Raw genomic sequence first — 22,331 nt, forward strand, 5'->3', positions numbered from 1 at the left:
AATTCCACCATGAATGAACCGCAAGCGCTGGATCAGGAAACGGCCGCCCTCAAGGTGCCGCCGCATTCGCTGGAGGCGGAGCAATCCGTGCTGGGCGGGCTGATGCTCGACAATTCCGCCTGGGACAATGTCGCCGACCGGCTGGTAGCGGATGACTTCTATCGCTACGAGCATCGTCTGGTCTTCAATGTGATGGCCCAGCTCGCCGAGGAAGCGAGGCCCATGGATGTGGTCACGCTGTCGGAAGCACTGGAGGGGCGGGATCAGTTGGATACCGTCGGCGGCCTGGCCTATCTGGCGGAACTGGCGCGCAACACGCCCTCGGCCAGCAACATACGCGCCTACGCCGATATCGTGCGTGAGCGGGCGATCCTGCGCAAGCTCATCAAGGCGGCCAACCAGGTGGCCGAGAGCGCTTTCGCTCCCCAGGGGCGGCCCTCCGAGGAGCTTGTCAACGAGGCCGAGCGACTGGTCTTCCAGATCAGCGAGGACAGGCCCAAGTCGGGCGGGCCGATCGGCATGAGCGACCTGTTGACCAAGGCCGTGGACCGCATCGACGAGCTGTTCAACATGCAGGGCGAGATGACCGGGCTCTCTACCGGTTTCCGCGACCTGGATGACATGACGTCGGGGTTGCAGCCGTCCGACTTGGTGATCGTTGCCGGGCGTCCCTCGATGGGCAAGACCACCTTCGCCATGAACCTGGTCGAGCATGCGGTCATCTCCAGTGACAAGCCGGTGATGGTGTTTTCCATGGAAATGCCCGCCGAGGCCCTGATGCTGCGCATGCTGTCCTCGCTGGGGCGTATCGACCAGACGCGGGTGCGCACCGGCCAGTTGGAGGATGAGGACTGGCCACGCCTGACCTCGGCGGTCAATCTGCTCAAGGACAAGCAGCTGTTCATCGATGACACCGCCGCGCTGTCACCCAACGAAATGCGTTCGCGGGTACGCCGCGTGGTGCGCGAGCACGGCAATCTGTCGCTGATCATGATCGACTATCTGCAACTGATGCAGATTCCCGGCTTTTCCGAGAATCGCACCGGCGAGATTTCCGAGATATCCCGCTCCCTGAAGGGGCTGGCCAAGGAATTCGGCTGCCCGGTAGTGGCGTTGTCCCAGCTCAATCGCTCGCTGGAGCAGCGCCCCAACAAGCGCCCGGTGATGTCGGACCTGCGCGAATCCGGTGCCATCGAGCAGGATGCCGATATCATCGGTTTCGTCTATCGCGACGAGGTCTACAACCCGGACAACCCCGATAACCAGGGGCTGGCCGAGGTCATCATCGGCAAGCAGCGTAACGGGCCCATCGGGACCGTTCACATGGCGTTCATCGGCAAGTACACGCGCTTCGAGGACCTGGCCCCGGACAGCTATGGCGAAGCCTTCGGTGAGTGAGGCGTGTCGCTTGAGCGCGCGCCTCAGCTCCGTATAATCCCTCCCCCCAACAGCATTCTGGAGAAGCACCATGGCAGGCGGATTCCGACGCGGCAATCAGCGCCGTGCGCCCAAGCTCGAAGCACGCGGTGAACTGCAATCGGTGGAGCGCGAAGGGCCCTTCAAGGAGTGGCTGGGCATGCCCGATCTGTACCGCTTCGAGCTGGTGGTGGACGGCGAGCACTACAGCTACCAGACCGAGGACTCCGAGCTGCCGGTGTCGGTCGGGGATCGCGTGGTACTGCGTTACAAGGAGACCAAGGCCGGTCGGTGGGTCGACAAGAAATCACTGGGCAAGGCCATCGACCCGTCGGAATATCAGTGACGGAACCCGGCCCGCCACGGTCGGTCTCAGGGTCAGCGGGCATCGGTCACACTGCTGTCATCTCGTGTCGGCAGTCTGTTACCGATGCCCAAGACACTGAACCACCGGGAGGGCCATATGGACCTCAATGACTTCAAGGCCTTCGTGGCCGAACACGACAACTTCGAAATCCGCGTCATCGGACACGCCGGCAATCGTTCCTATCAGGTCGAACTCGAGGACATCGAGGGCCAGCGCCACATGCTGACGCGTGCCGGCAAGCCGGTGCTGTTCCGTTCGCTGGATGATGTCTACCTGGAGCTCAAGCGTGCCGACGTGCATCGGGTCTACCTGGTCGAGCAGGTCTCGGAACAGGAAGCGACCGGCCTGGCCACCCGTTATCACGAGCCGCTGGGTGCCAAGATCCCCGTCAATCTGTAACGCCTTGTCAGCCGGGCCGAACCGGTCCTGGCGAGCCAACTGCGCTCTGCTACGCATTTCTCCTCCCCACGACAAGCTGCCCGGATCCCCACAGTGGGCGGCCTTCCCGGCGCTGGTGAGTCGCTGACTCAGGGCGCTGCCTCTTGAACCTTCAACAGTATTTCTGCCTGGAAGCCTGCCCTGGCCTGCACGCCGATCGGGGGAAGGGGTGTCGCGTGCGGCGCCATAGAGACGCTGGATGTCAGAAGTAGTGTCAACCTATTATGGCCCTGGTGTCGCCGATGGTACCCTGATGTCTCTTCTTTCAGGCATTGGAGGCGTCATGGCGCCTGATTCCACGTCGTCCTCTTCTGGACATCTCCCGCAAGGTCACCCTCCGTCACCCGGCGGCAAGGTCGGTTTGGTGCTGGCCAACCTGGGCACCCCGGATGCGACGGACTACTGGTCGGTACGGCGTTATCTCAGCGAGTTTCTCTCCGACCGGCGGGTCGTCGATTATTCGCCCTGGTTGTGGCAGCCCCTGCTGCAGCTGGTGATCCTTAGCCGCCGCCCCTTCGCCTCCGGCAAGGCCTATCGCGGCATCTGGAATCGCGACAATGACGAGAGTCCGCTGCTGACCATCACCCGCGAGCAGACCGAGAAGCTGGCGGCCGAACTCAAGCGCGAGCATGGCGAGCGCCTCGAGGTGGCCTTCTGCATGCGCTATGGCAATCCCTCGACCGAGAGTGTGCTGAAAGACCTGCATGCCAGGGGCTGCGAGCGGATTCTGTTCTTCCCCCTTTACCCTCAGTACGGTTCACCGACCACGGCCACGGCCAATGATCAGGCTTTCCGGACCCTGATGAAGCTCAAGTGGCAGCCGGCCTTGCGTACCGTGCCGGCCTATTTCGAGCATCCGGCCTATCTCGCGGCGCTGAGTGCTTCGGTGCGTGAGGCCTATGCGGCGGCCGAGACGCCACCCCAGGCCCTGGTGGCCTCCTATCATGGCGTGCCCAAACGCTTCCTCGACGAAGGCGATCCCTATTACTGCCATTGCCGCAAGACCACGCGGCTCCTCAAGGAGCAGCTGGAGCGGGACGGTCTGCCACTGGATGACGAGGCCATCATCACGACCTTCCAGTCGAAGTTCGGACCCGAGGAATGGGTCGGGCCGGCCACCGTGGAGCATGTGGCCGAGCTGGCCCGCCAGGGCATCAAGCACCTGGCCGTGGTGTCGCCGGCCTTTGCTGCCGACTGTGTGGAAACCCTGGAGGAAATCGAGGAGGAAATCCGTGGCGCCTTCCTGGAGGCCGGCGGCGAGACCTTCACCTATGTACCCTGCCTGAATGCCCGTGACGATCACGTCCAGGCGCTGGCGCGGATTGCCGAGCGGGAGCTCGCCGGCTGGCTGTAGTCGCGGGTGAGAACTTTGGCTCGGTCGATGAGCCTCACGCATGGCGGCACAAAAAAGGCGGGGCGCTCGGCGCCCCGCCTTTTGCTTGGCATGCTGCGTTCAGTCGTGGCCGGCATCCGAGTGATGGGGCACGGGCTTCTTGCCGACTTCCTCGTCGCGCAGCTCGGCGGGCTCCCCTCGGGTCTTCTCCACCCGCCGCAGTTGCTGGTGCAGGCCGGTCTTGGCCAGCAGGTGAGCACTGACCGGTGCCGTGATGAAGAGGAAGAGGGCAATCAGCATTTCCTGGATCACCGGGTAACTGTCGATGATGCCGAAGTACAGCATCGAGGCCGTCAGGATGCAGCCGATGCCCATGGTGGTGGCCTTGGTCGGTCCATGAAGACGCATGTAGAAATCGCGCAGGTGGGTCATGCCCAGCGAGCCGATGAAGATGAAGGCACCGCCGGCGATCAGGAAGAAGGAAATTACGCCTTCGAGGATGACGTAGATCGACATGGTGGCTGCTCCCGCTATTCGATGATGTCGCCGCGCAACAGGTACTTGCATACGGCCACGGTACTGATGAAACCGAGCATGGCGATCAGCAGCGCGGCTTCGAAGTAGGTCTTGGTATTGAGCCAGAGTCCCATCAGCACGATCAGGGCGATGGAGTTCACGTACATGGTGTCCAGCGCCAGGATACGGTCCGGCATGTCCGGACCGACCGAGAGACGATAGGTGTTCAGCACGATGGCAACCAGCACCAGTGCCAGGCTGATCTTCAGCGCGATGTCGAGCATTCGTAGATCTCCTTGAGTGGGCGCTCGTAGCGTTCGCGAATCTGTTCGATGAGCGCCTCGTCATCGTCGACGTCCAGGGCGTGAATCAGCAGTGTCTCGCCGTCCATGCGCAGGTTGGCCGATACCGTGCCGGGCGTCAGGCTGATGGTATTGGCCAGCAGGGTGATGGTGAAACGTTCCTGCAGCATCAAGGGATATTCCACGAAGTGCGGCCGAGTACGCCGCCAGGGATTCACGATCAGCCAGGCCACCTGGATGTTGGCCGTGATGATGTCGCCCAGCACGCGCAGGATGAAACGAACCAGCAGGCCGGGGCGACGCACGTTCGGCTGCACGTCCCAGAAACGGTAGGTGCCGAGCGGAATGACCACGGCGAGGACGCTCCCCAGCAGAATATGGCCCGGTGCCAGGCTGCGCACCATCATCAGCCAGACGGCGAGCAGCAACAGCGACAGCAGTGGGACGGGGAGCCAGCGTCGGGACTTGATCATGGGGCATCTCCGTTATCGGACAACAGCGCACTGATCAGGGCATCAGGGGTGGCGAGCTGTTCGGCGGTGGCCCGGGTATAATCGCTGACCGGCCCGGCCAGTGCCACCAGCAGCGGCGAGCTGGCCAGCAACAGCCCGACACCGGCCCACTGGGTGCGGGGCAGGCGTGTACCGCCGCGTTCACCGTTCTGGCTGCGCCAGAAGAGGGTGGAGCCGGCGCGCGACAGGGCGATGATGGCGCTCAGGCCGCTGATCAGCAGGATTGGCCACAGCCAGATACGCTGTCCGGCCTCGGCGGCATCGAGCAGCAGCGCCTTGCCGATGGCGCCGGACAGGGGCGGCAGGCCGGCGACCGCCGCCGCCGCGATGAAGAAGAGGCCGGCCAGAGTGCCGCCCTGGGTCATCGGGCGCCCCTTGACGATGCGTGTACCGGCCTTGCCGCGTTGCTGACCGATCATGTCGGCCAGCAGGAAGAGGCCGCCGGTCACCAGGGTAGTGTGCAGCAGGTAATAGAGCAGCCCGGCGGTGGCGGCCGGCGTGTCCATGCCGACACCGGCCAGCAGGGTGCCGGCCGAGACCAGTACCAGATAGGCGACCAGCAGGCGCAGGTCACGCGCTGCCAGGACTCCCACGGTGGCCGCGGCCAGAGTGCCCAGCGCCATCCACCAGACCCAGGGTTGATCGAGCGAGGTCAGTTCGCCGGCATTCTGGCCGAAGACCAGCGAATAGACACGCAGAATGGCGTAGACGCCGACCTTGGTCATGATGGCAAAGAGAGCAGCCACGGGCGCCGGTGCCGAGGCATAGGCACGCGGCAGCCAGAAATACAGCGGCAGGATGGCCGCCTTGAGGCCGAAGACCACCAGCAACAGCAGGGCGCCGGCGGTCACCAGGCCGCTGCGCTCGGCCGGCAGCTCGCTCAGGCGAGCCGCCATGTCGGCCATGTTGAGGGTTCCCGTGGCGCCGTAGAGCACACCGACCGCGATGAGGAAGAGCGCGGACCCGGCCAGATTGAGCACCACATAATGCACCGCGGATTGAATCCGCGACTTGCCGCCGCCATGCAGCAGCAAGGCATAGGACGCCAGCAACAGGACCTCGAAGAACACGAAGAGGTTGAAGAGGTCGCCGGTCAGGAAAGCGCCATTGATGCCCATCAGCTGAAATTGGAAGAGGCCGTGGAAATTGCTGCCTTTCTCGTCGTCACCGCCGCAGGCGAAGATCACGCAGCCCAAGGCCAGCACCGAGGTCAGCATGATCATCAGCGCCGACAGGCGATCCAGCACCAGCACGATGCCAAAGGGTGGCTGCCAGTCGCCCAGAGCATAGTAGTCAATCTCGCCGCTGGATGCCTTTATCAGCAATGCCAAGGCGATGAGCACCAGCAACAGGGTGGCCCCAACACTGGCGCCACGCTTGAGGCTGGTGCTGCCGAAGCGCGTCAACAGCAGCACGACGCCCATGACGAGCGGAAGTACGACGGGCAGGACAATCAGATGCTGTATCACCGACGCGACTCCTCTGAATCCTCTTTGGTGCGGCCATCGACATGGTCATTGCCCATGTCGCCACGCGCCCGCATGGCCAGGATGACGGCAAAGGCCGTCATGGCGAAGCCGATGACGATGGCGGTGAGCACCAGGGCCTGGGGCAGCGGGTCGGCGTAGTCATCCTCGCCGTTGATGACCACCGCCCCATCCGTGGTCAACCCGCCCATGGAGAACAGGAAGAGGTTGACCGCATAGGACAGCAGGGTCAGGCCGACCACCACGGGAAAGGTTCTGCCGCGTAGCGTCAGATAGAGACCACAGGCGCTGAGCACGCCGGTGGTGATGGCATACAGACTTTCCATCAGCTCGTCTCCTCGCTGGGGGTCGTGGATTCGCCTTGCTTGCTTGGCCGGTGAGGCGTGGTCAGCTTGCCGAGGTTGGCCAGGATCATCAGGGTCGCGCCGACCACGGCCAGGTAGACGCCGAGGTCGAAAATCATGGCCGTGGCCAGCTCGAAGTCACCGATCAGCGGCAGGTGGAAATGCCCGAACGATGACGTCAGGAAGGGGTAGCCAAACAGCCAGCTGCCCAGCCCGGTCAGGGTAGCGATGCCTACCCCGGCGATCGCCACCGGTTGGTACTGGAAGTCGAGGCGCGATTGCGCCCACTCCACGCCGCGCGCCATGTACAACAGGATCAGTGCCACGGCGGTGATCAGGCCGGCAATGAAGCCGCCACCCGGGTGGTTGTGGCCGCGCAGGAAGATGAACACCGAGACCAGCAATGCCAGGGGCAGCAGGGCCTGAGAGATGGTGGTGAGGATCATCGGATAGCGATCCGGTGACCACAGCCGGCCCTCGACGTCACTGTGCGGCATGAACAGGCGCAAGCGGTTGAGCAGCTTGAAGATGGCCAGGCCGGCAATCGCCAGCACGGTAATCTCGCCCAGGGTATCGAAGCCGCGGAAATCGACCAGGATGACATTGACCACGTTGTGGCCGCCGCCGCCGGGCACGCTGTTCTCGATGAAAAAGTCCGAGATACTGTTGTGGTCGCGCGTCAGGACGGCGTAGTTGAGGCTGGCGACGATCATGCCCAGGGCGGCGGCCAGGGCGCTGTCGCGCAGAGTACGCGGCATCGAGGACTCGCGTGGCGTCTTCTGGGGCAGGAAGAAGAGTGCCAGCATCAGCAGGATCATGGTCACCACTTCCACCGATAGCTGGGTCAGGGCCAGGTCCGGCGCGGAGAAGCGCGCGAAGGTCAGCGACACCAGCAGCCCCACCATCGACAGCATCAACAGCGAAATCAGGCGATAGCGATGCGTGATCACCGTGGCGATGCCGCTGAACATCAGCAGCACGGCACCGGTGATCAGGACGCCATCGAGCTCGCTGCCGGGCTGGTCGCCGGCCAGGCTGGGCATGCGGAACAGGCCCAGGCCCGCCAGTATCAAGGCCGTCACCAGCAGCAGGCTCATGTAGCGCTGCAGAGAGCCATTGTCGAAACAGGCGAGAAGCCGCTCGGCCTGGCGCCCGGTGTACTGAACGGCGCCCTCGAAGACCAGGCGCGCATCCACCGGCTTGAACCCCCTGAGAAAATGACGCAGGTGACGATGACCCAGGTAGGTGCCGATGCCGGCAAGCAGAGCGATCACGCTCATCAGCAAGGGCAGGTTGAAGCCGTGCCAGATGGCCAGGTGGAAATTCATGGGCTCGCCGAGCACGGCCCGGGTGGCCAGGTCCATCAGCCCACCGGCCAGCGGGGAGGGCAATAGCCCCACCAGGATGCACAGCACCGCGAGCAGTTCCACCGGGGCACGCATCAGGCGGGGTGGTTCGTGAGGTGAACTGGGCGGCGCCTCGCGGGCCGGCTTGAAAAAGACGGCATGCACCAGGCGCAGCGAGTAGGCCACCGAGAGGATGCCCCCCAGGGTGGCCAGTAGCGGCAGGAGCCAACTGATACCGCCCAGCATGTCGGCCTTGGTGGCACTGGTGAAGAACATCTCCTTGGAGATGAAGCCGTTGAGCAAGGGCACGCCGGCCATGGCGGCTCCGGTGATCGAGGTCAGCAGCGCCGTGACCGGCATGGCACGGCGCAGTCCGCCGAGTCGGGACAGCTCCCGTGTGCCGGTCTCGTGATCGATGATGCCGGCGGTCATGAACAGGGCCGCCTTGAAGGTGGCGTGGTTGAGGATGTGGAACATCGCGGCCAGTACCGCCATGGGCGTGCCGATGCCCAACAGGGCGGTGATCAGGCCCAGGTGACTGACCGTGGAGAACGCCAGGATGCCCTTGAGGTCGGTCTTGATCAGGGCGAACCAGGCGCCGTAGAGCAGCGTTGTCATGCCCACCAGGGTGACGACCAGTGTCCACAGCTCGCTGCCGGCAATGGCCGGATGGAGGCGAGCCATCAATAGGATACCGGCCTTGACCATGGTGGCCGAGTGCAGGTACGCCGAGACCGGCGTGGGCGCCGCCATGGCGTGTGGCAGCCAGAAGTGGAAGGGGAACTGCGCCGACTTGGCGAAGGCGCCCAGCAAGATCAGTCCCAGTGCCAGTGGATAGTGTTCATGGGCCAGGATGACATCGCTGCTGGCCAGTACCCGGTTCATGTCGAAGCTGCCGACCATGTTGCCGACCAGCAGCAGGCCGGCGAGCAGGGCCAGGCCACCGGCACCGGTCACTGCAAGGGCCATGCGTGCCCCCTTGCGGGCATCGCTGCGATGGGACCAGTAGCCGATCAACAGGAAGGACGACAGGCTGGTCAGCTCCCAGAACATCCACAGCAACAGCAGATTGTCGGCCATGGCGATGCCCACCATGGAGGCCATGAACAGGATCAGGTAGGCATAGAAACGCCCGTACGGCTCGTCAGCGTCCAGGTAGTAATGGGCATACAGCACGATCAGCAGCCCGATGCCCAGGATCAGCAGGTTGAACAGCACCGACAAGCCATCCAGCCTGAAGGCCAGATCCAGTCCCAGTGAGGGTACCCAATCCACCGCGAAGCGCAGCGTCTCGCCATCGGCCAGGGAGGGAAGCTGGGTGAGCGTCAGCAGCAAGGCAATGGCCGGAAGGAGTCCGGTCGCCAGAGAACAGTAGCGGCGCTCGAGCCGAGCGCCGAGCGCCGGCACCAGCACACCGAGAAGCGGCAGCAGTGCTATCCAGAGCAATGTCATCGATCGGTCATCCTGCGCGTTTGCGTGAGGCCAAGGGTGCTGCACCCGACGTGAACGATCAACGGTGGCGCTAGTGCTGAGCGTCCATACGTGGGAATACAGGCCCATCAATGGCATTTGCGTCCTACTCTAACCAAAACGGACGCGTCTTGTCCCCTTGACTTGCGTCTCGCTGCGCACTCTCTCTAGAGTCGTACGCATGCGGACGACCCCAAGCGTTCGACCGGGAGAACTGCATGCAGCTGGCGATACTGACGGGGTTTGGCCTGGCGTTCATGGCGCCCTGGCTACATCGGTGGCTGGGTCGGTACACGCCGCTGATGATGGCGTTGTGGCCGATGTCCATCGCCGGCTGGCTGGCCCTGCAGTGGCCCGTCGTGCTGGCTGGGGACCCTCTCCTGCTGGAGTGGGCCTGGGTACCGGCCCTGGACATTTCCCTGAATTTCTACCTCGATGGCCTGGCCTGGCTCTTCGCCATGCTGATCAGCGTGGTAGGAGCCCTGGTGCTGGTCTATACCGGGGAATACCTGAAGGGCGAGCGCGACCTGCCACGTTTTCTGGTCATCATCAGCGCCTTCATGACCTCGATGCTGGGGCTGGTGCTGGCTGATAACCTGGTGACCCTGTTCGTCTTCTGGGAACTGACCGGCATCACATCCTACCTGCTGATCGGGTTTCATCATGATGACCCCGCCGCGCGCAAGTCGGCACAGCAAGGGCTGTTCGTCACCGTGGGCGGCGGTCTGGCGCTGTTGGCCGGCTTTGTCATGCTGGCCCAGGCAGGGGATAGTTGGTCGCTGTCGGTGCTCGGTCAGCGCGGCGAACAACTCATCGGCCATGAGCTCTATACCCCCATCCTGCTCTGCGTGCTGCTCGGCGCCTTCACCAAATCGGCGCAGTTCCCCTTCCACTTCTGGCTGCCCAATGCCATGGCCGCTCCTACGCCGGTCTCGGCGTACCTGCATTCGGCGACCATGGTCAAGGCCGGCGTCTACCTGCTGGCGCGTCTGCACCCGGCGCTCGGCGATACCCTCCTGTGGGAGATGACGCTTTCGCTGGTCGGCGCCCTGACCATGGCGACGGGAGCCCTGCTGGCCATTCGCGAGACGCATGTCAAGAAGCTGCTGGCCTACTCGACGGTCATGGCCCTGGGTACCCTGACCATGTTGCTGGGTATCGGCACGCGGGATGCGCTGGTGGCCTTCGTGGTCTTCCTGCTGGCCCACTCCCTGTACAAGGGGGCGCTGTTCATGGTGGCCGGCATTCTCGACCATGCCACCGGTACCCGGGATGTCACCGCCATGGGGGGCTTGCGCGGTGCCATGCCGCGGACCGCCGCCGTGGCCTGTGTGGCCGCCCTGTCGCTGGCCGGGCTGCCACCCTTGCTAGGCTTCGTCGGCAAGGAACTGATGCTGACGTCGCTGCTCGGCGCCTTGCCCTATAGTGGGCTGGTGCTGGCACTGGCCTTCCTCGGCGCCTTCCTGACGCTGGCCGTGGCGGCCATTGTCGCCCTGAGGCCCTTCTTCGGCCCCGTGCGTGACATGCCGGTGACGCCGCATGAAGCGCCGCTCGGCCTGCTCGTCGGTCCGGCCTTGCTGGCCGGGCTGTCGCTGCTGTTCGGCCTGCTGCCCGGGCTGCTCGACGGCCTGGTCGCCGTCACCGTCAGTGGCCTGGGCGTGGCGGAACCCGGCGTGCATCTGGCGTTGTGGCATGGCCTGAATCCGACCCTGGGTCTGTCGCTGGTGAGCCTGGTGCTCGGTAGTCTGGTGTTCTGTTACTGGGGGCGTGTGCGACTCGCACTGGCAAGGTTGGAGCCCGTCATGCGGCATGGCCCCGAGTGGGGCTACGAGAGGCTCATGGCCGGCCTGGTCAGGCTGGCGGAATGGCAGACGCGCTGGCTGCAGAATGGACATGTGCGCCATTACCTGGCCATGACCCTGCTGGTGCTGATGGGCCTGGTGGGGCATGCGCTGTTCCTGCGTCACCGCTTCGAGATCGATGTCTCGGTCGATGCCTACTTTCATGAAGTGGTCGTGGCGGGCTTGATGGCCGCGAGTGCCCTGACCGCCTGTCTGATGCGTTCGCGACTGGCCGCCGTGGCGGCGGTGGGCATCATGGGCTTCTGTATCGCCCTGACCTTCGTGCTGTTCAGTGCCCCTGATCTGGCGATCACCCAGTTGCTGGTGGAAACCCTGACGGTGGTGTTGCTGGTGCTGGTGCTCTTCCGCCTGCCGCGCTTCACGCGGCTGTCGACGCCTGTGGAGCGTTGGCGGGATGTGATCGTGGCGGGCAGCTTCGGGCTGCTGATGGCCCTGTTCATGCTGTCGGTGCTGACGGCTGATGCCCTGCCGCGCATCTCCGACTACATGGTAGCCAATAGTCAGCCGCTGGGGCATGGGCACAACATCGTCAATGTCATCCTGGTGGACTTCCGGGCGCTGGATACACTTGGCGAAATGTTCGTGCTGGCGCTGGCGGCCATCGGCGTGCAGGCGATGCTGCGCTTTCACTCCGATAATGACGTGGTGAGCAGCGAGCGGACGACGAGGGGAGACCGCCCCCATGGTTAGATCCGGAACCCTGATTCTCAGCGTGGCGGCACGCCTGCTGCTGCCCCTGCAATTGTTGTTCTCCCTGTTCCTGCTGCTGAGGGGGCATGATGCGCCGGGTGGTGGCTTTATCGCCGGTCTGGTGGCGTCGGGGGCGTTCGCCCTGTACTTCTTCGCCTATGGCCGGCAGGCGCTGAGCGCCATGCTCAAGGTGTCGCCGCGCGACCTGGTGGCCGTCGGCCTCTTGCTGGGCGTGCTGTCGACACTGCCGGCCTGGTGGTTCGGCGAGGCCTTCTTCACGGCACAGTGGTGGACGCTGCCCATCATCGGCTTCAAGGCCTCCACCCCGCTGGTCTTCGATATCGGTGTCTATCTGGTCGTGGTGGGCGCTGTCCTCACGGCGATCACGGCCCTGGCGGATACCGCCCGGACGCAGGGTGCAAATGACTGAGGAGGCCTCATGGAAGCCGTTCTGGCCATAGCCATCGGCGTGCTCTTCGCCGCGGCGATCTACATGATGCTGCGCCGCTCCATCGTCAAGCTGGTGATCGGTCTGATGTTGCTGTCCAACGCCGCCAACCTGCTGATCTTTACCATGGCCGGGCTGACGCGCGGCGCGCCGCCCCTGGTGCCGGAGGGAATGTCGGCGCCGGCGGGCCCGGTGGCCGACCCGCTGCCCCAGGCGCTGGTGTTGACGGCCATCGTCATCGCCTTTGGTGTGCTGTCGTTTGCCGTGGTGCTGGTGCGTCGCGCCTGGGAAATCGTGCGAACCGATGACTTGAACCGGATGAAGGATACCGATACGTGAACCCGGCTCTCGTTCTGCCCATCGTGTTACCGCTGTTGTCGGGCACCCTGTCGCTGGTGTTGTGGCGCTCGCGGCGGATGCAGCGTCTGATCGCCGTGCTCGGCACACTGGCGTTGCTGGTCAGTGGCGTGCGACTGCTGGGGCTGGTGAGTCGAGACGGCATACAGGTGCTGCAGGTGGGCGGCTGGCAGGCTCCCTTCGGCATCAGCCTGGTGGCGGATGTACTGGGCGCCATCATGGTGGTGCTGACCGGCATCATCGGGCTGGCGGTGGCCATCTACTCATTGGCGACCACCGGCCGGGGGCATGAGGCCTTCGGTTATTTCCCGCTGATGCATCTGCTGTTGGCCGGGGTGGCGGGTGCCTTTCTCACCGGTGATATCTTCAACCTCTATGTGTGGTTCGAGGTGATGCTGGTGGCGTCCTTCGCGCTGCTGATTCTCGGCAGTGAAAGGCCACAGATGGAAGGCGCGATCAAATACGTTACCCTCAACCTGGTGTCGTCGGTGATCTTCCTGGTGGCGGTCGGCCTGCTGTACAGCCTGGTGGGCTCGCTCAATATGGCGGACATCGCCCAGCGCCTGACTCGACTCGAGGACCGGCGACTGGTCGATGCCCTGGCGATGATGTTCATGGTCGCCTTCGGTATCAAGGCGGCCGCCTTTCCGTTGTTCTTCTGGCTGCCGGCCTCCTATCACACGCCACCGGTGGCGGTATCGGCGCTGTTTGCCGGCCTGCTGACCAAGGTTGGGGTCTATGCGCTGTACCGGGTCTTCACCCTGATCTTCCACCACAGTCCCGGCTATACCCACGAGATTCTGCTGTGGGGAGCGGGGCTGACCATGCTGTGTGGCGTTCTGGGAGCGGCGGCGCAACATGAGTTCCGGCGTATTCTGTCGTTTCACATCGTCAGCCAGATTGGCTACATGATGCTGGGGCTGGCGCTGTTCACGCCCTTGGCGATTATCGGCGGGGTCTTCTACATCATTCACCATATCATTGTGAAGACGAACCTCTTCCTGGTGAGCGGCATCGTGCACCGACTGCGTGGCAGCTATCAGTTGAAGCGGCTGGGCGGGCTCTACCGCGAGCATCCCTGGCTGGCCATCCTGTTCCTGATTCCGGCGCTGTCGCTGGCCGGCATGCCGCCGCTCTCCGGCTTCTTTGCCAAGTTCATCGTGATTCGCGCCGGCATCGAGGCCGAGGCCTATGGAGTGACCTTCATTGCGTTGTTGGTGGGGCTGCTGACGCTCTACTCGATGGTCAAGATCTGGTCCGAGGTGTTCTGGAAGCCGCTTCCCGAGGAAGGCGAAAGTGACGATCGCCAACCGCCGGCCCGCCGCGAGTTGTGGTTGATGGCCGCACCCGCGCTGGGGCTGGCGTTGTGCACCCTGTTCATCGGCCTCAATGCCGGTCCCATTCATGCACTGGCCGAGGCCTCGGCAGCCCAGTTGCTGGCACCCGAGCACTATATCGAGGCGGTCCTCGGTGAAACGGGAGGTGGCTCATGATCGGTGCGGCCTGGCATCTGTTGCTGGGAATCGCCTGGGTGGTGCTGACCGGGGATTTCAGCGGTGGCAACCTACTGGCAGGCCTGGTCTTCAGCTATCTGGTACTGGCCCTGATCCAGCCCCAGGTGCCGGCGCTGGCGGGCTATGCTCAGCGACTGCCGCGGCTGGTGCGTTTCGCCGGCTTCTTCGTCAAGGAGCTGGTCATGGCCAACTTCAAGGTCTCCTACGATATCGTCACGCCGCCCTGGTACATGAAGCCGGGTGTGATTGCCATGCCGCTCCAGGCCCGGACGGAGTTCGAGATTGCCTTCGTGGCCAACCTGATTTCCCTGACGCCGGGGACTCTGAGCCTGGATGTCTCCGATGATCGCCGGGTGCTGTATATTCATGCCATGTTTCTCGATGATGAAGCGGCACTCAGGCAGAATCTGGCCGAGCTGGAACGCCGGGCCCTGGCGCTGTTTCGCTAGGCCGGGCACGACCGCCGGCGAGTGGGCAACCGATGGAGAGGAGGTCGTCGTGTCGATCGTGATGCTTGTCGGTCTGGCGGTGATGTCGCTGGCGTTGTGCCTGACGTTCATCCGCCTGTTTCGTGGTCCGAGTCTGCCGGATCGCGTGGTTGCCATGGAGCTCTTTTCCTCGATCCTGGTCGGCATGATGGGTGTCATCGCCATTGCCACCGAGGTTTCCTTCTTCCTCGATGTGGCCATTGTGGTGGCTCTCATGGGCTTCATGGCGACCATCGGGTTCTCGCGTTTTCTGGAACGCGGGGGGCCGCGCGATGATTGATGGATTGGTGGCCGTGCTGGTGCTGGCCGGCTCGGCCTTCATGTGTCTGGCGGCGCTTGGCATCCTGCGCCTGCCGGATCTGTTGACGCGCATGCATGCCACCACCAAGGCGGCAACCCTGGGGGTGTCGCTGATCATGCTCGGGGTCTGCCTGCACTTCGCCGTGGAGACCGTGGTGGCGCGGGCCCTGGCGATCATTCTGTTCATCATGATGACCGCCCCGGTGGCGGCGCATGTCATCGGGCGCGCCGGATATTTCGTTGGTGCGCGTCTGTGGTCCGGGACCCTCAAGGACGAGCTGAAACCCCACTATGACCCGCTCAACCACCGACTGCACAGCGGCCTGGACGATGCCGATGCGAGTTCGCCGCACGGGTCGTCGGCGGGGTCGGGGGATGACACCGATGACGCTGCCTCGGGGAAATAGGGGCTGGCGTACCGCGACGATGTCGGCGATCATCGGACCACACCGCAAAGGACCGCGACGCCATGACCTTGAGATTTTTTCCGCTTGCCATCCTGTGTGCCGCCCTGGTCGGCTGCCAGGGTGCGCAACCCCGTGATGCCCGGGCCGAGTCGCCCACCAGCGCAGCAGCAGACGCGGCCGGTGCCACCGCCGAGTCGACGACCGACCGCGAGATGACCTTTGCGGCCTGGCTGGCAGACTTTCGCCGTCACGCTCGTGACGAGGGCATCGCCGAACCGACCCTGGAGCGTGCCCTGACGGGCCTGCGCTATCGTCCTCGGGTGATCGAGCTGGATGGCTCCCAGCCGGAGTTTGTCCGGCCGATCTGGGAATACCTCGACAGCGCCGTATCAGCGACGCGCATCGACAAAGGTCGCCAGCGTCTGGCCGAGCATCGGGATACCGCCGAGCGAATGGCAGCCCGCTATGGGGTGCCCAGTGAGGTGCTGGTGGCCATCTGGGGCATCGAAAGCAGCTATGGCGATTATCTGGGCGATTTTTCCACCCTGGAGGCCCTCGCCACCCTGGCTTATGATGGCCGCCGCAGCGACTTCGCCCGCGGCGAGTTGATGGCTGCACTGCGCATCATCGAGGCCGGCGATATCCCGCCGGCACGCATGAAGGGCTCCTGGGCGGGCGCCATGGGGCACACTCAGTTCATTCCTTCGAGCTTCCTGGCCCATGCCGTTGACGGCGACGGCGATGGCCGGCGTGATATCTGGGGCAGCATACCCGATGTCATGGCCTCGACGGCCCATTATCTGGACGAGGCCGGTTGGCGTCAGGGGCAACCCTGGGGAACCGAGGTGCGCCTGGCGTCCGGTTTCGACTATTCGCTGACCGAGCCCGATACGCGTCGCTCCACCGCCGAGTGGCAGGCCGCCGGCGTGCGCGCCCTGGACGGAGGCAGTCTGCCGAGCTTCGACTCGGCCGCCGTGATCACGCCGGCGGGCGCCCAGGGGCCGGCGTTTCTGGTCGGACACAACTTCCGTGTCATCCTGCGCTACAACAATGCCACCAGCTATGCCCTGGCGGTGGCCAAGCTGAGTGATGCCATCGCCGGCCGGCCGGGCATCCAGGGTGACTGGCCGCGCGAGCAGCCACCTCTCAAGCGCAGCGACGTGCGCGACATGCAGCACCTGCTTAATGAGCGCGGCTACAATGCCGGTACGGTCGATGGCATCCTGGGCCCCAATACACGACGCGGCCTGCGGGCCTTTCAGCGTGATATCGGGGTGACACCGGATGGCTTTGCCACCCAGGCACTGCTCGAACGCCTGAGGTCCTGAAGTTGGCAGCCGCCGGCCTGGCTCATGACAGACAGGCGAGCAGTGCGGTCACGGCGGTTTCCACGCGCAGGATGCGCGGCCCCAGGTGAATGCCCTGACAGCCTGCCGCCAGCAACTGCTCGACTTCCCAGTCAATGAAACCGCCCTCGGGGCCGACCACCAGGGTGGTCGGTTCCTCCACACCACGCGGACACTCATGCGGCATTCCGGGGTGTGCCACCAGGCCGCGGCTGTCGCCCAGCAACCCCGGCAGGTAATCCTCGACGAAGGGGCGAAAGCCCTTGGCCAGGCGTACCTCGGGCAGCCGGGTGTCGCGTGCCTGCTCGAGGCCCAGTATGAGATGCCGATGGATCCTGTCAGCGTCGAGCTCGGGGGACTGCCAGTAGCTTTTTTCCACCCGGCGGGTGTTGAGCAACGTCAGGGACTTCACGCCCAGCGCGGTGGCGTGCTCCAGGCTGCGAGCCAGCATGCGTGGCCGCGGCAGGGCCAGCACCAGATGGACGCCGAGTGGCGCGGGCGGTGCCTCGTCGAGCCGGGACACGTCGAACAACGCCTCGTCGTCGTGGTACTCGAGCAGCATGCCGCGGCCCATGGGACCATTCTCCAGGCCGAGCGTCAGTGTGTCGCCGACCGCGGCGCCATGGACGTCGCGTAGGTGCTTGAGGCGTCTTGGATCGCGGACACGGGCAAGCCGGTCGTTTTCCACATCGTCCGGCGAAAGCAGGATAAGGTTCATGATGTCTCGTCTTTCTGAGGGCAAGAGTCCCGGGGCGTCGACGCAGGCCGCTTGGCGGTCGTCACCGGCACCGATTTCGCTCGACGCCTTGCAAGCAGGGTGGCGCGGTGCACAATACTCGGATGAAGGGTGAATGCCCAACCCACAATGCAAGGAGCTGCGCCGTGCGCGTCATTCGCAAGTATGCCAATCGCCGTCTCTATGATACCGAACAGAGCCGCTATGTAACCCTCGAGGACCTGCGTGGTCTGGTGCTGGATGACGTGGCCTTCCGGGTCGAGGATGCCAAGTCCGGGGAAGACCTGACACGTACCATCCTGCTGACCATCATCATCGAGCAGGAGCAGGCCGACGGTGAGGCCGAGGTGTTCTCCAACGATCTGCTGGCGCAGTTCATTCGGGTCTACGACATGGCCAAGCCCTTGCCTCTGGCGCGCTACCTCGAGCAGGGGACGCGCTTGATGATGGAACAGCAGAAGCACATGCAGGACCAGTGGCAGCAGGCCATGCGCCATACCCCCATGGAGCTGATGCGGGAACTGGCCGAGGAAAACATGCGTTTCTGGCAGCAGAACCTCGGCGGGCAGGCCGGCAAGGGGCATAAAGACGACGATGACAGTGGCAAGTCCTGAGCGGGCGGCCGGAGCGAATTTCTGGCATCATGTCGCGATATTTTTCGAGGTATCGAGGTAGAGCAGCGGATGAAGGTCTTGATCATCGGCGGCGGTGGCCGCGAACACGCCCTGGCCTGGAAGGTGGCGCAGTCGCCCCGGGTGGAAAGCGTCCAGGTGGCGCCGGGCAATGCCGGCACGGCCCGTGAGCCCGGGCTCGAGAACGTCGCGATCGACGTCGGCGATCTGGAGGGGCTGGTGGCCTTCGCGCGTGACCAGCGGATCGATCTGACGATCGTGGGGCCCGAGGCACCGCTCGTCGAGGGCGTGGTGGACCGATTCCGGGATGCCGGACTGGCCATCTTCGGCCCCAGCGCGGCCGCCGCTCGGCTCGAGGGCTCCAAGGCCTTCAGCAAGGATTTTCTGGCACGCCATGCGATCCCTTCTGCCGAGTACCAAACCTTCGTGGACGTGGAGCCGGCACTGGCCCATGTCGCCGAGAAGGGCGCGCCGATCGTCATCAAGGCCGACGGACTGGCCGCCGGCAAGGGCGTGATCGTGGCCATGAGCGAGGCCGAAGCCGAGGCGGCGATCCGTGACATGCTGGAGGACAATGCCTTCGGCGATGCCGGAGCCCGTGTGGTCATCGAGGAGTTTCTCGATGGCGAGGAAGCCAGTTTCATCGTCATGGCCGATGGTCGGTCCATCGTGCCCATGGCCACCAGCCAGGATCACAAGCGCGCCCTCGATGGCGACCAGGGCCCCAATACCGGCGGTATGGGCGCCTATTCGCCGGCTCCCGTGGTGACCGCCGAGGTCCACGAGCGCATCATGCAGCGCATCATCGAGCCCACGGTCAAGGGCATGGCAGAGGATGGCCACCCCTATAGCGGCTTTCTCTATGCCGGGCTGATGATCGATGCCGAGGGCAATCCCAGGGTCATCGAGTTCAACTGCCGCTTCGGCGATCCCGAAACCCAGCCGATCCTGATGCGCCTGCAGTCCGACCTGGCCGAGCTGTGCCTGGCCGGTGCCCGGGGCGAGCTCGCCGGCAGGGCCTGCGACTGGGATCCGCGCCACGCCGTGGGCGTGGTCATGGCCGCCAGTGGCTATCCCGGCAGCTACCGCAAGGGCGATGTGGTCGAGGGTCTGCAGGCCGCCGAGGCTACCGGCTGCAAGGTCTTTCATGCCGGCACGGCCCAGGGCGACGACGGGTTGGTGGTCACCGCCGGGGGGCGCGTGCTGTGTGTCACCGCCCTGGGTGATGCTATCAGCGATGCCCGGGATCAGGCCTACCGTGGCGTGGATGCCATCGACTGGCCCGGCGTGGCCTGTCGACGGGATATCGCCCATCGTGCCATCGACCGTGGTCGAGCCGAGTAATCGGTTGCCTTTGCGCGTCTGCGCAGCTATTCAGGAGGGCCCATGGAGCGCGTCAGGATCGACTTTCCCGAAGCGGCTATCTGCCACCGGCACCCGCTGGCGGTGCGTATCACGGACATGAACTACGGGCGCCACCTGGGGCACGACGCGGTGATCTCGCTGATGCATGAGGCGCGGGTGCAGGCGTTGGCCAGCCTGGGGCTCAGCGAGGTCGACATGGCCGGCTATCCCTGTGTGGCGGCGGATCTGGCCGTGCAATACCAGACCGAGTCACGTTGGCCGGATGCGCTCATCGCCGATACCGCCATTCCCGCGCCGTCGCGCAAGACGATCGGCGTCTATCATCGCCTGCGTCGCGAAGCCGATGGTCGTAGCGTGGCCACGGCGCGCCTCACCCTGATGCTGGTTGACCCCGAGGCGGGTCGTCCGGTGCCGGTACCCGATGCGCTGGTCGAGCGCCTGTCGAGGGGGAGCTGATGTCCCGCGAGTATCCGATCATCGCCGTCACCGGCTCTTCCGGGGCGGGCACCACCACCGTCAAGCGCACCTTCGAGCGGATGTTCGCGCGTGAAGACGTGCATGCCGCCTTCGTCGACGGCGATGCCTTCCATCGCTATACGCGCCAGGAACTGGCGCGCATGTTCCGCGAAGAACCCGAGCGCAAGGATGAACTGTCGCATTTCGCCGTGGAGGCCAACCTGCTCGGCAGGCTCGAGGCGCTCTTTCAGGACTATGGCGACAACGGCTACGGTACCTACCGGCATTACATTCATGCCGAGGACAAGTCGATGATCGAGGCCGGTTATCAGGTCGGTACCTTCACCGAGTGGCAGTCGCTGCCGTCGGGCACCGACCTGTTGTTCTACGAAGGCCTGCATGGCGGCCTGGTGACGGCCGAGCATGACATCGCCCGGCATGTCGATCTGCTGGTCGGCGTGGCGCCGACCATGAACCTGGAATGGATCCAGAAGATCGACCGCGACATCCAGGCGCGGGGCTATACCCAGGAGGCGGTGATCGACACCATCCTGGGTCGCATGGACGATTATGTGCGCTACATCCTGCCGCAGTTCTCGCGCACGCACATCAACTTCCAGCGCGTGCCCACCGTGGATACCTCCAATCCCTTCGAGGTCCAGGACATTCCCACCGATGCCGAGTCCTTCGTGGTGATTCGCTTCCGCGACCCCGCCACCGTGGACTTTCCTTATCTGCTGGCGATGATCCAGGACTCCTTCATGAGCCGGCCCCATACCCTGGTGGTTCCGGGATCGCGGCTGTCGCTAGCCATGGAGCTGATCCTCGGCCCGCTGGTACGCCACCTGCTCGCCCAGCGACGGTTTCGCTGACTGGCCCGGCGCTGACAACGAGCCACACGACCGTTAAGCTCGCCCCTGAATCCCTGACGCTTTGCCTGGAGCCCGACATGGATTGCCTGTTCTGCAAGATCATCAATCGCGAGATTCCCGCCGACATCGTCCATGAGGACGATGACATCCTGGCCTTCAACGACATCGATCCCAAGGCCCCGCGTCACATGCTGGTGATTCCCAAGCGGCATATCGCCACCCTGAACGACATCGAGGAGGGGGATCTGGCGCTGGTCGGCCGTCTGCAGTACACCGCGGCTCGCCTGGCCCGGGAGCAGGGGTTCGCCGATGATGGCTACCGCGTGGTGATGAATTGCAATGAAGACGGCGGACAAACGGTCTATCATATTCATATGCACCTGATGGGCGGTCGACGCTTCACTTGGCCGGCTGGCTAGCCGGAACCTGTCAAGGCCCCGAGCCGCGAATCGAAGGTGTTCGACGCATCAGGTGCGTGCCGATGCCGCCCAGCCGGGCGGCATCCTGCGCTCTGGACGCTGTGCCCGTCGGCTGGCTGAGGTATGATAATGAGGCCAACGACCGCTCAAGAGGGATGACATGACTCGCCAACTGTCCCGCGCTGATAACCTGATCCACCAGTTCGACACCGTGCTGCGCACTCTGGTGCCCGGTGCCGCCCAGCCCTCACGGCCGTCACCGGCCACCGAGGATATTCAGGACGAGCCGCTGGATGCCGAGCAGCGCCAGCACGCCGCCGGCCTGATGCGCATCAACCACACCGGCGAAGTCTGTGCCCAGGCTCTCTACCAGGGGCAGGGGCTGACCGCCAAACTGCCCGAGGTGCGCGGGCAGATGGAAGAGGCGGCCCAGGAAGAGGTCGATCATCTGGCCTGGTGCGACGCCCGCCTACAGGAACTCGATGGCCGTACCAGCCTGCTCAACCCCGTTTTCTACGTCACATCCTTCGGCCTCGGGGCCGTGGCGGGAGCCGTGGGGGATCGTGTCAGCCTGGGGTTCGTGGCGGCGACCGAGGAGCAGGTGGGGCGCCATCTGGACGAACACCTCGAGAAGCTGCCCCGCGGCGACCGCCGCTCGCGCGCGATTCTCCACCAGATGGCCATCGATGAAGCGCATCACGCCCACCAGGCCCTGGAAGCCGGCGGCGCCCGCTTCCCGGCCCCGGTGAAAGCCGGCATGACCTTGATGTCAAAGGTCATGACCGAGTCGGTTTATCGGATCTGAGCAGCAGAAAGCGGCTGGCGCCGCTTGAAGAAGGAAGAACGGCGCTACACGCCTGGAAGAGGGAAGAACGCGGCTAGCGCCGCTTGAAGAAGGAAGAAAACCC

The 22,331-nt window shown here is 64.4% G+C and carries 25 protein-coding genes; 18 read left to right on the forward strand and 7 right to left on the reverse strand.

Annotation, left to right across the window (positions count from 1 at the left end; genetic code table 11):
• Window positions 1-9 precede the first annotated feature (9 nt).
• From dnaB to hemH, 4 genes are all read left to right on the forward strand, one after another.
• Complete coding sequence (gene dnaB / locus HHA01_RS01490; RefSeq protein WP_141317334.1) at window positions 10-1,398, forward strand: replicative DNA helicase; 1,389 nt, start codon at window positions 10-12, stop codon at window positions 1,396-1,398.
• A gap of 70 nt (window positions 1,399-1,468) precedes the next feature.
• Window positions 1,469-1,762 (forward strand): hypothetical protein, encoded by a 294-nt coding sequence (locus tag HHA01_RS01495; RefSeq protein WP_141317335.1) that lies wholly within the window; start codon window positions 1,469-1,471, stop codon window positions 1,760-1,762.
• Window positions 1,763-1,879: 117 nt separating this feature from the next.
• Entirely contained in the window at window positions 1,880-2,182 is a 303-nt protein-coding gene (locus HHA01_RS01500; protein ID WP_141317336.1) for a DUF6482 family protein, read from the forward strand.
• Between the two features lie 322 nt (window positions 2,183-2,504).
• The gene (gene hemH / locus HHA01_RS01505) at window positions 2,505-3,575 is read left to right on the forward strand and encodes a ferrochelatase (protein WP_246053774.1); all 1,071 of its coding nucleotides are present in this window, start codon (window positions 2,505-2,507) and stop codon (window positions 3,573-3,575) included.
• Window positions 3,576-3,674: 99 nt separating this feature from the next.
• Here the strand turns inward: hemH and HHA01_RS01510 are convergent, their stop codons facing one another.
• From HHA01_RS01510 to HHA01_RS01535, 6 genes are read right to left on the reverse strand one after another with little or no spacing between them, the layout of a single operon-like run.
• On the reverse strand, window positions 3,675-4,070 hold the full coding sequence (locus tag HHA01_RS01510; RefSeq protein WP_174787702.1) for a Na+/H+ antiporter subunit G: 396 nt from the start codon (window positions 4,068-4,070) through the stop codon (window positions 3,675-3,677).
• Between the two features lie 14 nt (window positions 4,071-4,084).
• On the reverse strand, window positions 4,085-4,354 hold the full coding sequence (locus HHA01_RS01515) for a K+/H+ antiporter subunit F (protein WP_141317337.1): 270 nt from the start codon (window positions 4,352-4,354) through the stop codon (window positions 4,085-4,087).
• Entirely contained in the window at window positions 4,336-4,845 is a 510-nt protein-coding gene (locus HHA01_RS01520) for a Na+/H+ antiporter subunit E (protein ID WP_141317338.1), read from the reverse strand. Before HHA01_RS01520 ends, HHA01_RS01515 begins: the two co-directional genes overlap by 19 nt.
• Entirely contained in the window at window positions 4,842-6,353 is a 1,512-nt protein-coding gene (locus tag HHA01_RS01525) for a monovalent cation/H+ antiporter subunit D (protein WP_141317339.1), read from the reverse strand. Before HHA01_RS01525 ends, HHA01_RS01520 begins: the two co-directional genes overlap by 4 nt.
• Window positions 6,350-6,697: a Na+/H+ antiporter subunit C gene (locus HHA01_RS01530; protein ID WP_141317340.1), complete on the reverse strand. Its 348-nt coding sequence runs from the start codon at window positions 6,695-6,697 to the stop codon at window positions 6,350-6,352. Before HHA01_RS01530 ends, HHA01_RS01525 begins: the two co-directional genes overlap by 4 nt.
• Window positions 6,697-9,513: a monovalent cation/H+ antiporter subunit A gene (locus tag HHA01_RS01535; protein WP_141317341.1), complete on the reverse strand. Its 2,817-nt coding sequence runs from the start codon at window positions 9,511-9,513 to the stop codon at window positions 6,697-6,699. The genes HHA01_RS01530 and HHA01_RS01535 overlap by 1 nt, the downstream gene beginning before the upstream one ends.
• Before the next feature lie 236 nt (window positions 9,514-9,749).
• Between HHA01_RS01535 and HHA01_RS01540 the strand changes: the two genes are divergently transcribed.
• The 8 genes from HHA01_RS01540 (at window position 9,750) to HHA01_RS01575 (ending at window position 16,925) form a co-directional block, all read left to right on the forward strand.
• Window positions 9,750-12,083, forward strand: a complete 2,334-nt coding sequence (locus tag HHA01_RS01540) for a putative monovalent cation/H+ antiporter subunit A (RefSeq protein WP_141317342.1) — start codon at window positions 9,750-9,752, stop codon at window positions 12,081-12,083.
• Window positions 12,076-12,513 carry a Na+/H+ antiporter subunit B gene (locus HHA01_RS01545; protein WP_141317343.1) on the forward strand — a complete coding sequence of 146 codons (438 nt, stop codon included), beginning with the start codon at window positions 12,076-12,078 and terminating at the stop codon, window positions 12,511-12,513. Before HHA01_RS01540 ends, HHA01_RS01545 begins: the two co-directional genes overlap by 8 nt.
• Before the next feature lie 9 nt (window positions 12,514-12,522).
• Complete coding sequence (locus HHA01_RS01550) at window positions 12,523-12,870, forward strand: Na+/H+ antiporter subunit C (RefSeq protein ID WP_141317344.1); 348 nt, start codon at window positions 12,523-12,525, stop codon at window positions 12,868-12,870.
• Entirely contained in the window at window positions 12,867-14,381 is a 1,515-nt protein-coding gene (locus HHA01_RS01555; protein ID WP_141317345.1) for a Na+/H+ antiporter subunit D, read from the forward strand. Before HHA01_RS01550 ends, HHA01_RS01555 begins: the two co-directional genes overlap by 4 nt.
• A complete protein-coding gene (locus tag HHA01_RS01560) occupies window positions 14,378-14,851 on the forward strand; it encodes a Na+/H+ antiporter subunit E (protein WP_141317346.1) in 474 nt (157 codons plus the stop codon). The genes HHA01_RS01555 and HHA01_RS01560 overlap by 4 nt, the downstream gene beginning before the upstream one ends.
• Before the next feature lie 61 nt (window positions 14,852-14,912).
• Window positions 14,913-15,170, forward strand: a complete 258-nt coding sequence (locus tag HHA01_RS01565; protein ID WP_373862922.1) for a cation:proton antiporter — start codon at window positions 14,913-14,915, stop codon at window positions 15,168-15,170.
• Window positions 15,163-15,597: a monovalent cation/H(+) antiporter subunit G gene (gene mnhG / locus HHA01_RS01570; protein ID WP_141317348.1), complete on the forward strand. Its 435-nt coding sequence runs from the start codon at window positions 15,163-15,165 to the stop codon at window positions 15,595-15,597. The genes HHA01_RS01565 and mnhG overlap by 8 nt, the downstream gene beginning before the upstream one ends.
• Before the next feature lie 62 nt (window positions 15,598-15,659).
• On the forward strand, window positions 15,660-16,925 hold the full coding sequence (locus tag HHA01_RS01575) for a lytic murein transglycosylase (protein ID WP_141317349.1): 1,266 nt from the start codon (window positions 15,660-15,662) through the stop codon (window positions 16,923-16,925).
• Between the two features lie 22 nt (window positions 16,926-16,947).
• Here the strand turns inward: HHA01_RS01575 and HHA01_RS01580 are convergent, their stop codons facing one another.
• A complete protein-coding gene (locus HHA01_RS01580) occupies window positions 16,948-17,661 on the reverse strand; it encodes a 16S rRNA (uracil(1498)-N(3))-methyltransferase (RefSeq protein ID WP_141317350.1) in 714 nt (237 codons plus the stop codon).
• A gap of 164 nt (window positions 17,662-17,825) precedes the next feature.
• Between HHA01_RS01580 and phaR the strand changes: the two genes are divergently transcribed.
• From phaR to coq7, 6 genes are all read left to right on the forward strand, one after another.
• Window positions 17,826-18,293 carry a polyhydroxyalkanoate synthesis repressor PhaR gene (gene phaR, locus HHA01_RS01585; RefSeq protein WP_141317351.1) on the forward strand — a complete coding sequence of 156 codons (468 nt, stop codon included), beginning with the start codon at window positions 17,826-17,828 and terminating at the stop codon, window positions 18,291-18,293.
• Between the two features lie 69 nt (window positions 18,294-18,362).
• On the forward strand, window positions 18,363-19,655 hold the full coding sequence (purD, locus tag HHA01_RS01590) for a phosphoribosylamine--glycine ligase (RefSeq protein ID WP_141317352.1): 1,293 nt from the start codon (window positions 18,363-18,365) through the stop codon (window positions 19,653-19,655).
• A gap of 42 nt (window positions 19,656-19,697) precedes the next feature.
• Complete coding sequence (locus HHA01_RS01595) at window positions 19,698-20,132, forward strand: acyl-CoA thioesterase (RefSeq protein ID WP_141317353.1); 435 nt, start codon at window positions 19,698-19,700, stop codon at window positions 20,130-20,132.
• Window positions 20,132-21,004: a phosphoribulokinase gene (locus tag HHA01_RS01600; RefSeq protein ID WP_141317354.1), complete on the forward strand. Its 873-nt coding sequence runs from the start codon at window positions 20,132-20,134 to the stop codon at window positions 21,002-21,004. The genes HHA01_RS01595 and HHA01_RS01600 overlap by 1 nt, the downstream gene beginning before the upstream one ends.
• A gap of 77 nt (window positions 21,005-21,081) precedes the next feature.
• Window positions 21,082-21,423 (forward strand): histidine triad nucleotide-binding protein, encoded by a 342-nt coding sequence (locus tag HHA01_RS01605; RefSeq protein WP_141317355.1) that lies wholly within the window; start codon window positions 21,082-21,084, stop codon window positions 21,421-21,423.
• A gap of 160 nt (window positions 21,424-21,583) precedes the next feature.
• Entirely contained in the window at window positions 21,584-22,228 is a 645-nt protein-coding gene (gene coq7 / locus HHA01_RS01610) for a 2-polyprenyl-3-methyl-6-methoxy-1,4-benzoquinone monooxygenase (RefSeq protein WP_141317356.1), read from the forward strand.
• Window positions 22,229-22,331 lie beyond the last annotated feature (103 nt).

Source organism: Halomonas halmophila (genome assembly GCF_006540005.1).
Classification (GTDB): Bacteria; Pseudomonadota; Gammaproteobacteria; order Pseudomonadales; family Halomonadaceae; genus Halomonas; species Halomonas halmophila.

Coding starts and splice junctions, on each gene's coding strand:
- dnaB (WP_141317334.1), top strand. CDS start 10: ATGAATGAACCGCAAGCGCTGGATCAGGAAACGGCCGCCCTCAAGGTG.
- HHA01_RS01495 (WP_141317335.1), top strand. CDS start 1,469: ATGGCAGGCGGATTCCGACGCGGCAATCAGCGCCGTGCGCCCAAGCTC.
- HHA01_RS01500 (WP_141317336.1), top strand. CDS start 1,880: ATGGACCTCAATGACTTCAAGGCCTTCGTGGCCGAACACGACAACTTC.
- hemH (WP_246053774.1), top strand. CDS start 2,505: ATGGCGCCTGATTCCACGTCGTCCTCTTCTGGACATCTCCCGCAAGGT.
- HHA01_RS01510 (WP_174787702.1), bottom strand. CDS start 4,070: ATGTCGATCTACGTCATCCTCGAAGGCGTAATTTCCTTCTTCCTGATC.
- HHA01_RS01515 (WP_141317337.1), bottom strand. CDS start 4,354: ATGCTCGACATCGCGCTGAAGATCAGCCTGGCACTGGTGCTGGTTGCC.
- HHA01_RS01520 (WP_141317338.1), bottom strand. CDS start 4,845: ATGATCAAGTCCCGACGCTGGCTCCCCGTCCCACTGCTGTCGCTGTTG.
- HHA01_RS01530 (WP_141317340.1), bottom strand. CDS start 6,697: ATGGAAAGTCTGTATGCCATCACCACCGGCGTGCTCAGCGCCTGTGGT.
- HHA01_RS01535 (WP_141317341.1), bottom strand. CDS start 9,513: ATGACATTGCTCTGGATAGCACTGCTGCCGCTTCTCGGTGTGCTGGTG.
- HHA01_RS01540 (WP_141317342.1), top strand. CDS start 9,750: ATGCAGCTGGCGATACTGACGGGGTTTGGCCTGGCGTTCATGGCGCCC.
- HHA01_RS01545 (WP_141317343.1), top strand. CDS start 12,076: ATGGTTAGATCCGGAACCCTGATTCTCAGCGTGGCGGCACGCCTGCTG.
- HHA01_RS01550 (WP_141317344.1), top strand. CDS start 12,523: ATGGAAGCCGTTCTGGCCATAGCCATCGGCGTGCTCTTCGCCGCGGCG.
- HHA01_RS01560 (WP_141317346.1), top strand. CDS start 14,378: ATGATCGGTGCGGCCTGGCATCTGTTGCTGGGAATCGCCTGGGTGGTG.
- HHA01_RS01565 (WP_373862922.1), top strand. CDS start 14,913: ATGCTTGTCGGTCTGGCGGTGATGTCGCTGGCGTTGTGCCTGACGTTC.
- mnhG (WP_141317348.1), top strand. CDS start 15,163: ATGATTGATGGATTGGTGGCCGTGCTGGTGCTGGCCGGCTCGGCCTTC.
- HHA01_RS01575 (WP_141317349.1), top strand. CDS start 15,660: ATGACCTTGAGATTTTTTCCGCTTGCCATCCTGTGTGCCGCCCTGGTC.
- HHA01_RS01580 (WP_141317350.1), bottom strand. CDS start 17,661: ATGAACCTTATCCTGCTTTCGCCGGACGATGTGGAAAACGACCGGCTT.
- purD (WP_141317352.1), top strand. CDS start 18,363: ATGAAGGTCTTGATCATCGGCGGCGGTGGCCGCGAACACGCCCTGGCC.
- HHA01_RS01595 (WP_141317353.1), top strand. CDS start 19,698: ATGGAGCGCGTCAGGATCGACTTTCCCGAAGCGGCTATCTGCCACCGG.
- HHA01_RS01600 (WP_141317354.1), top strand. CDS start 20,132: ATGTCCCGCGAGTATCCGATCATCGCCGTCACCGGCTCTTCCGGGGCG.
- HHA01_RS01605 (WP_141317355.1), top strand. CDS start 21,082: ATGGATTGCCTGTTCTGCAAGATCATCAATCGCGAGATTCCCGCCGAC.
- coq7 (WP_141317356.1), top strand. CDS start 21,584: ATGACTCGCCAACTGTCCCGCGCTGATAACCTGATCCACCAGTTCGAC.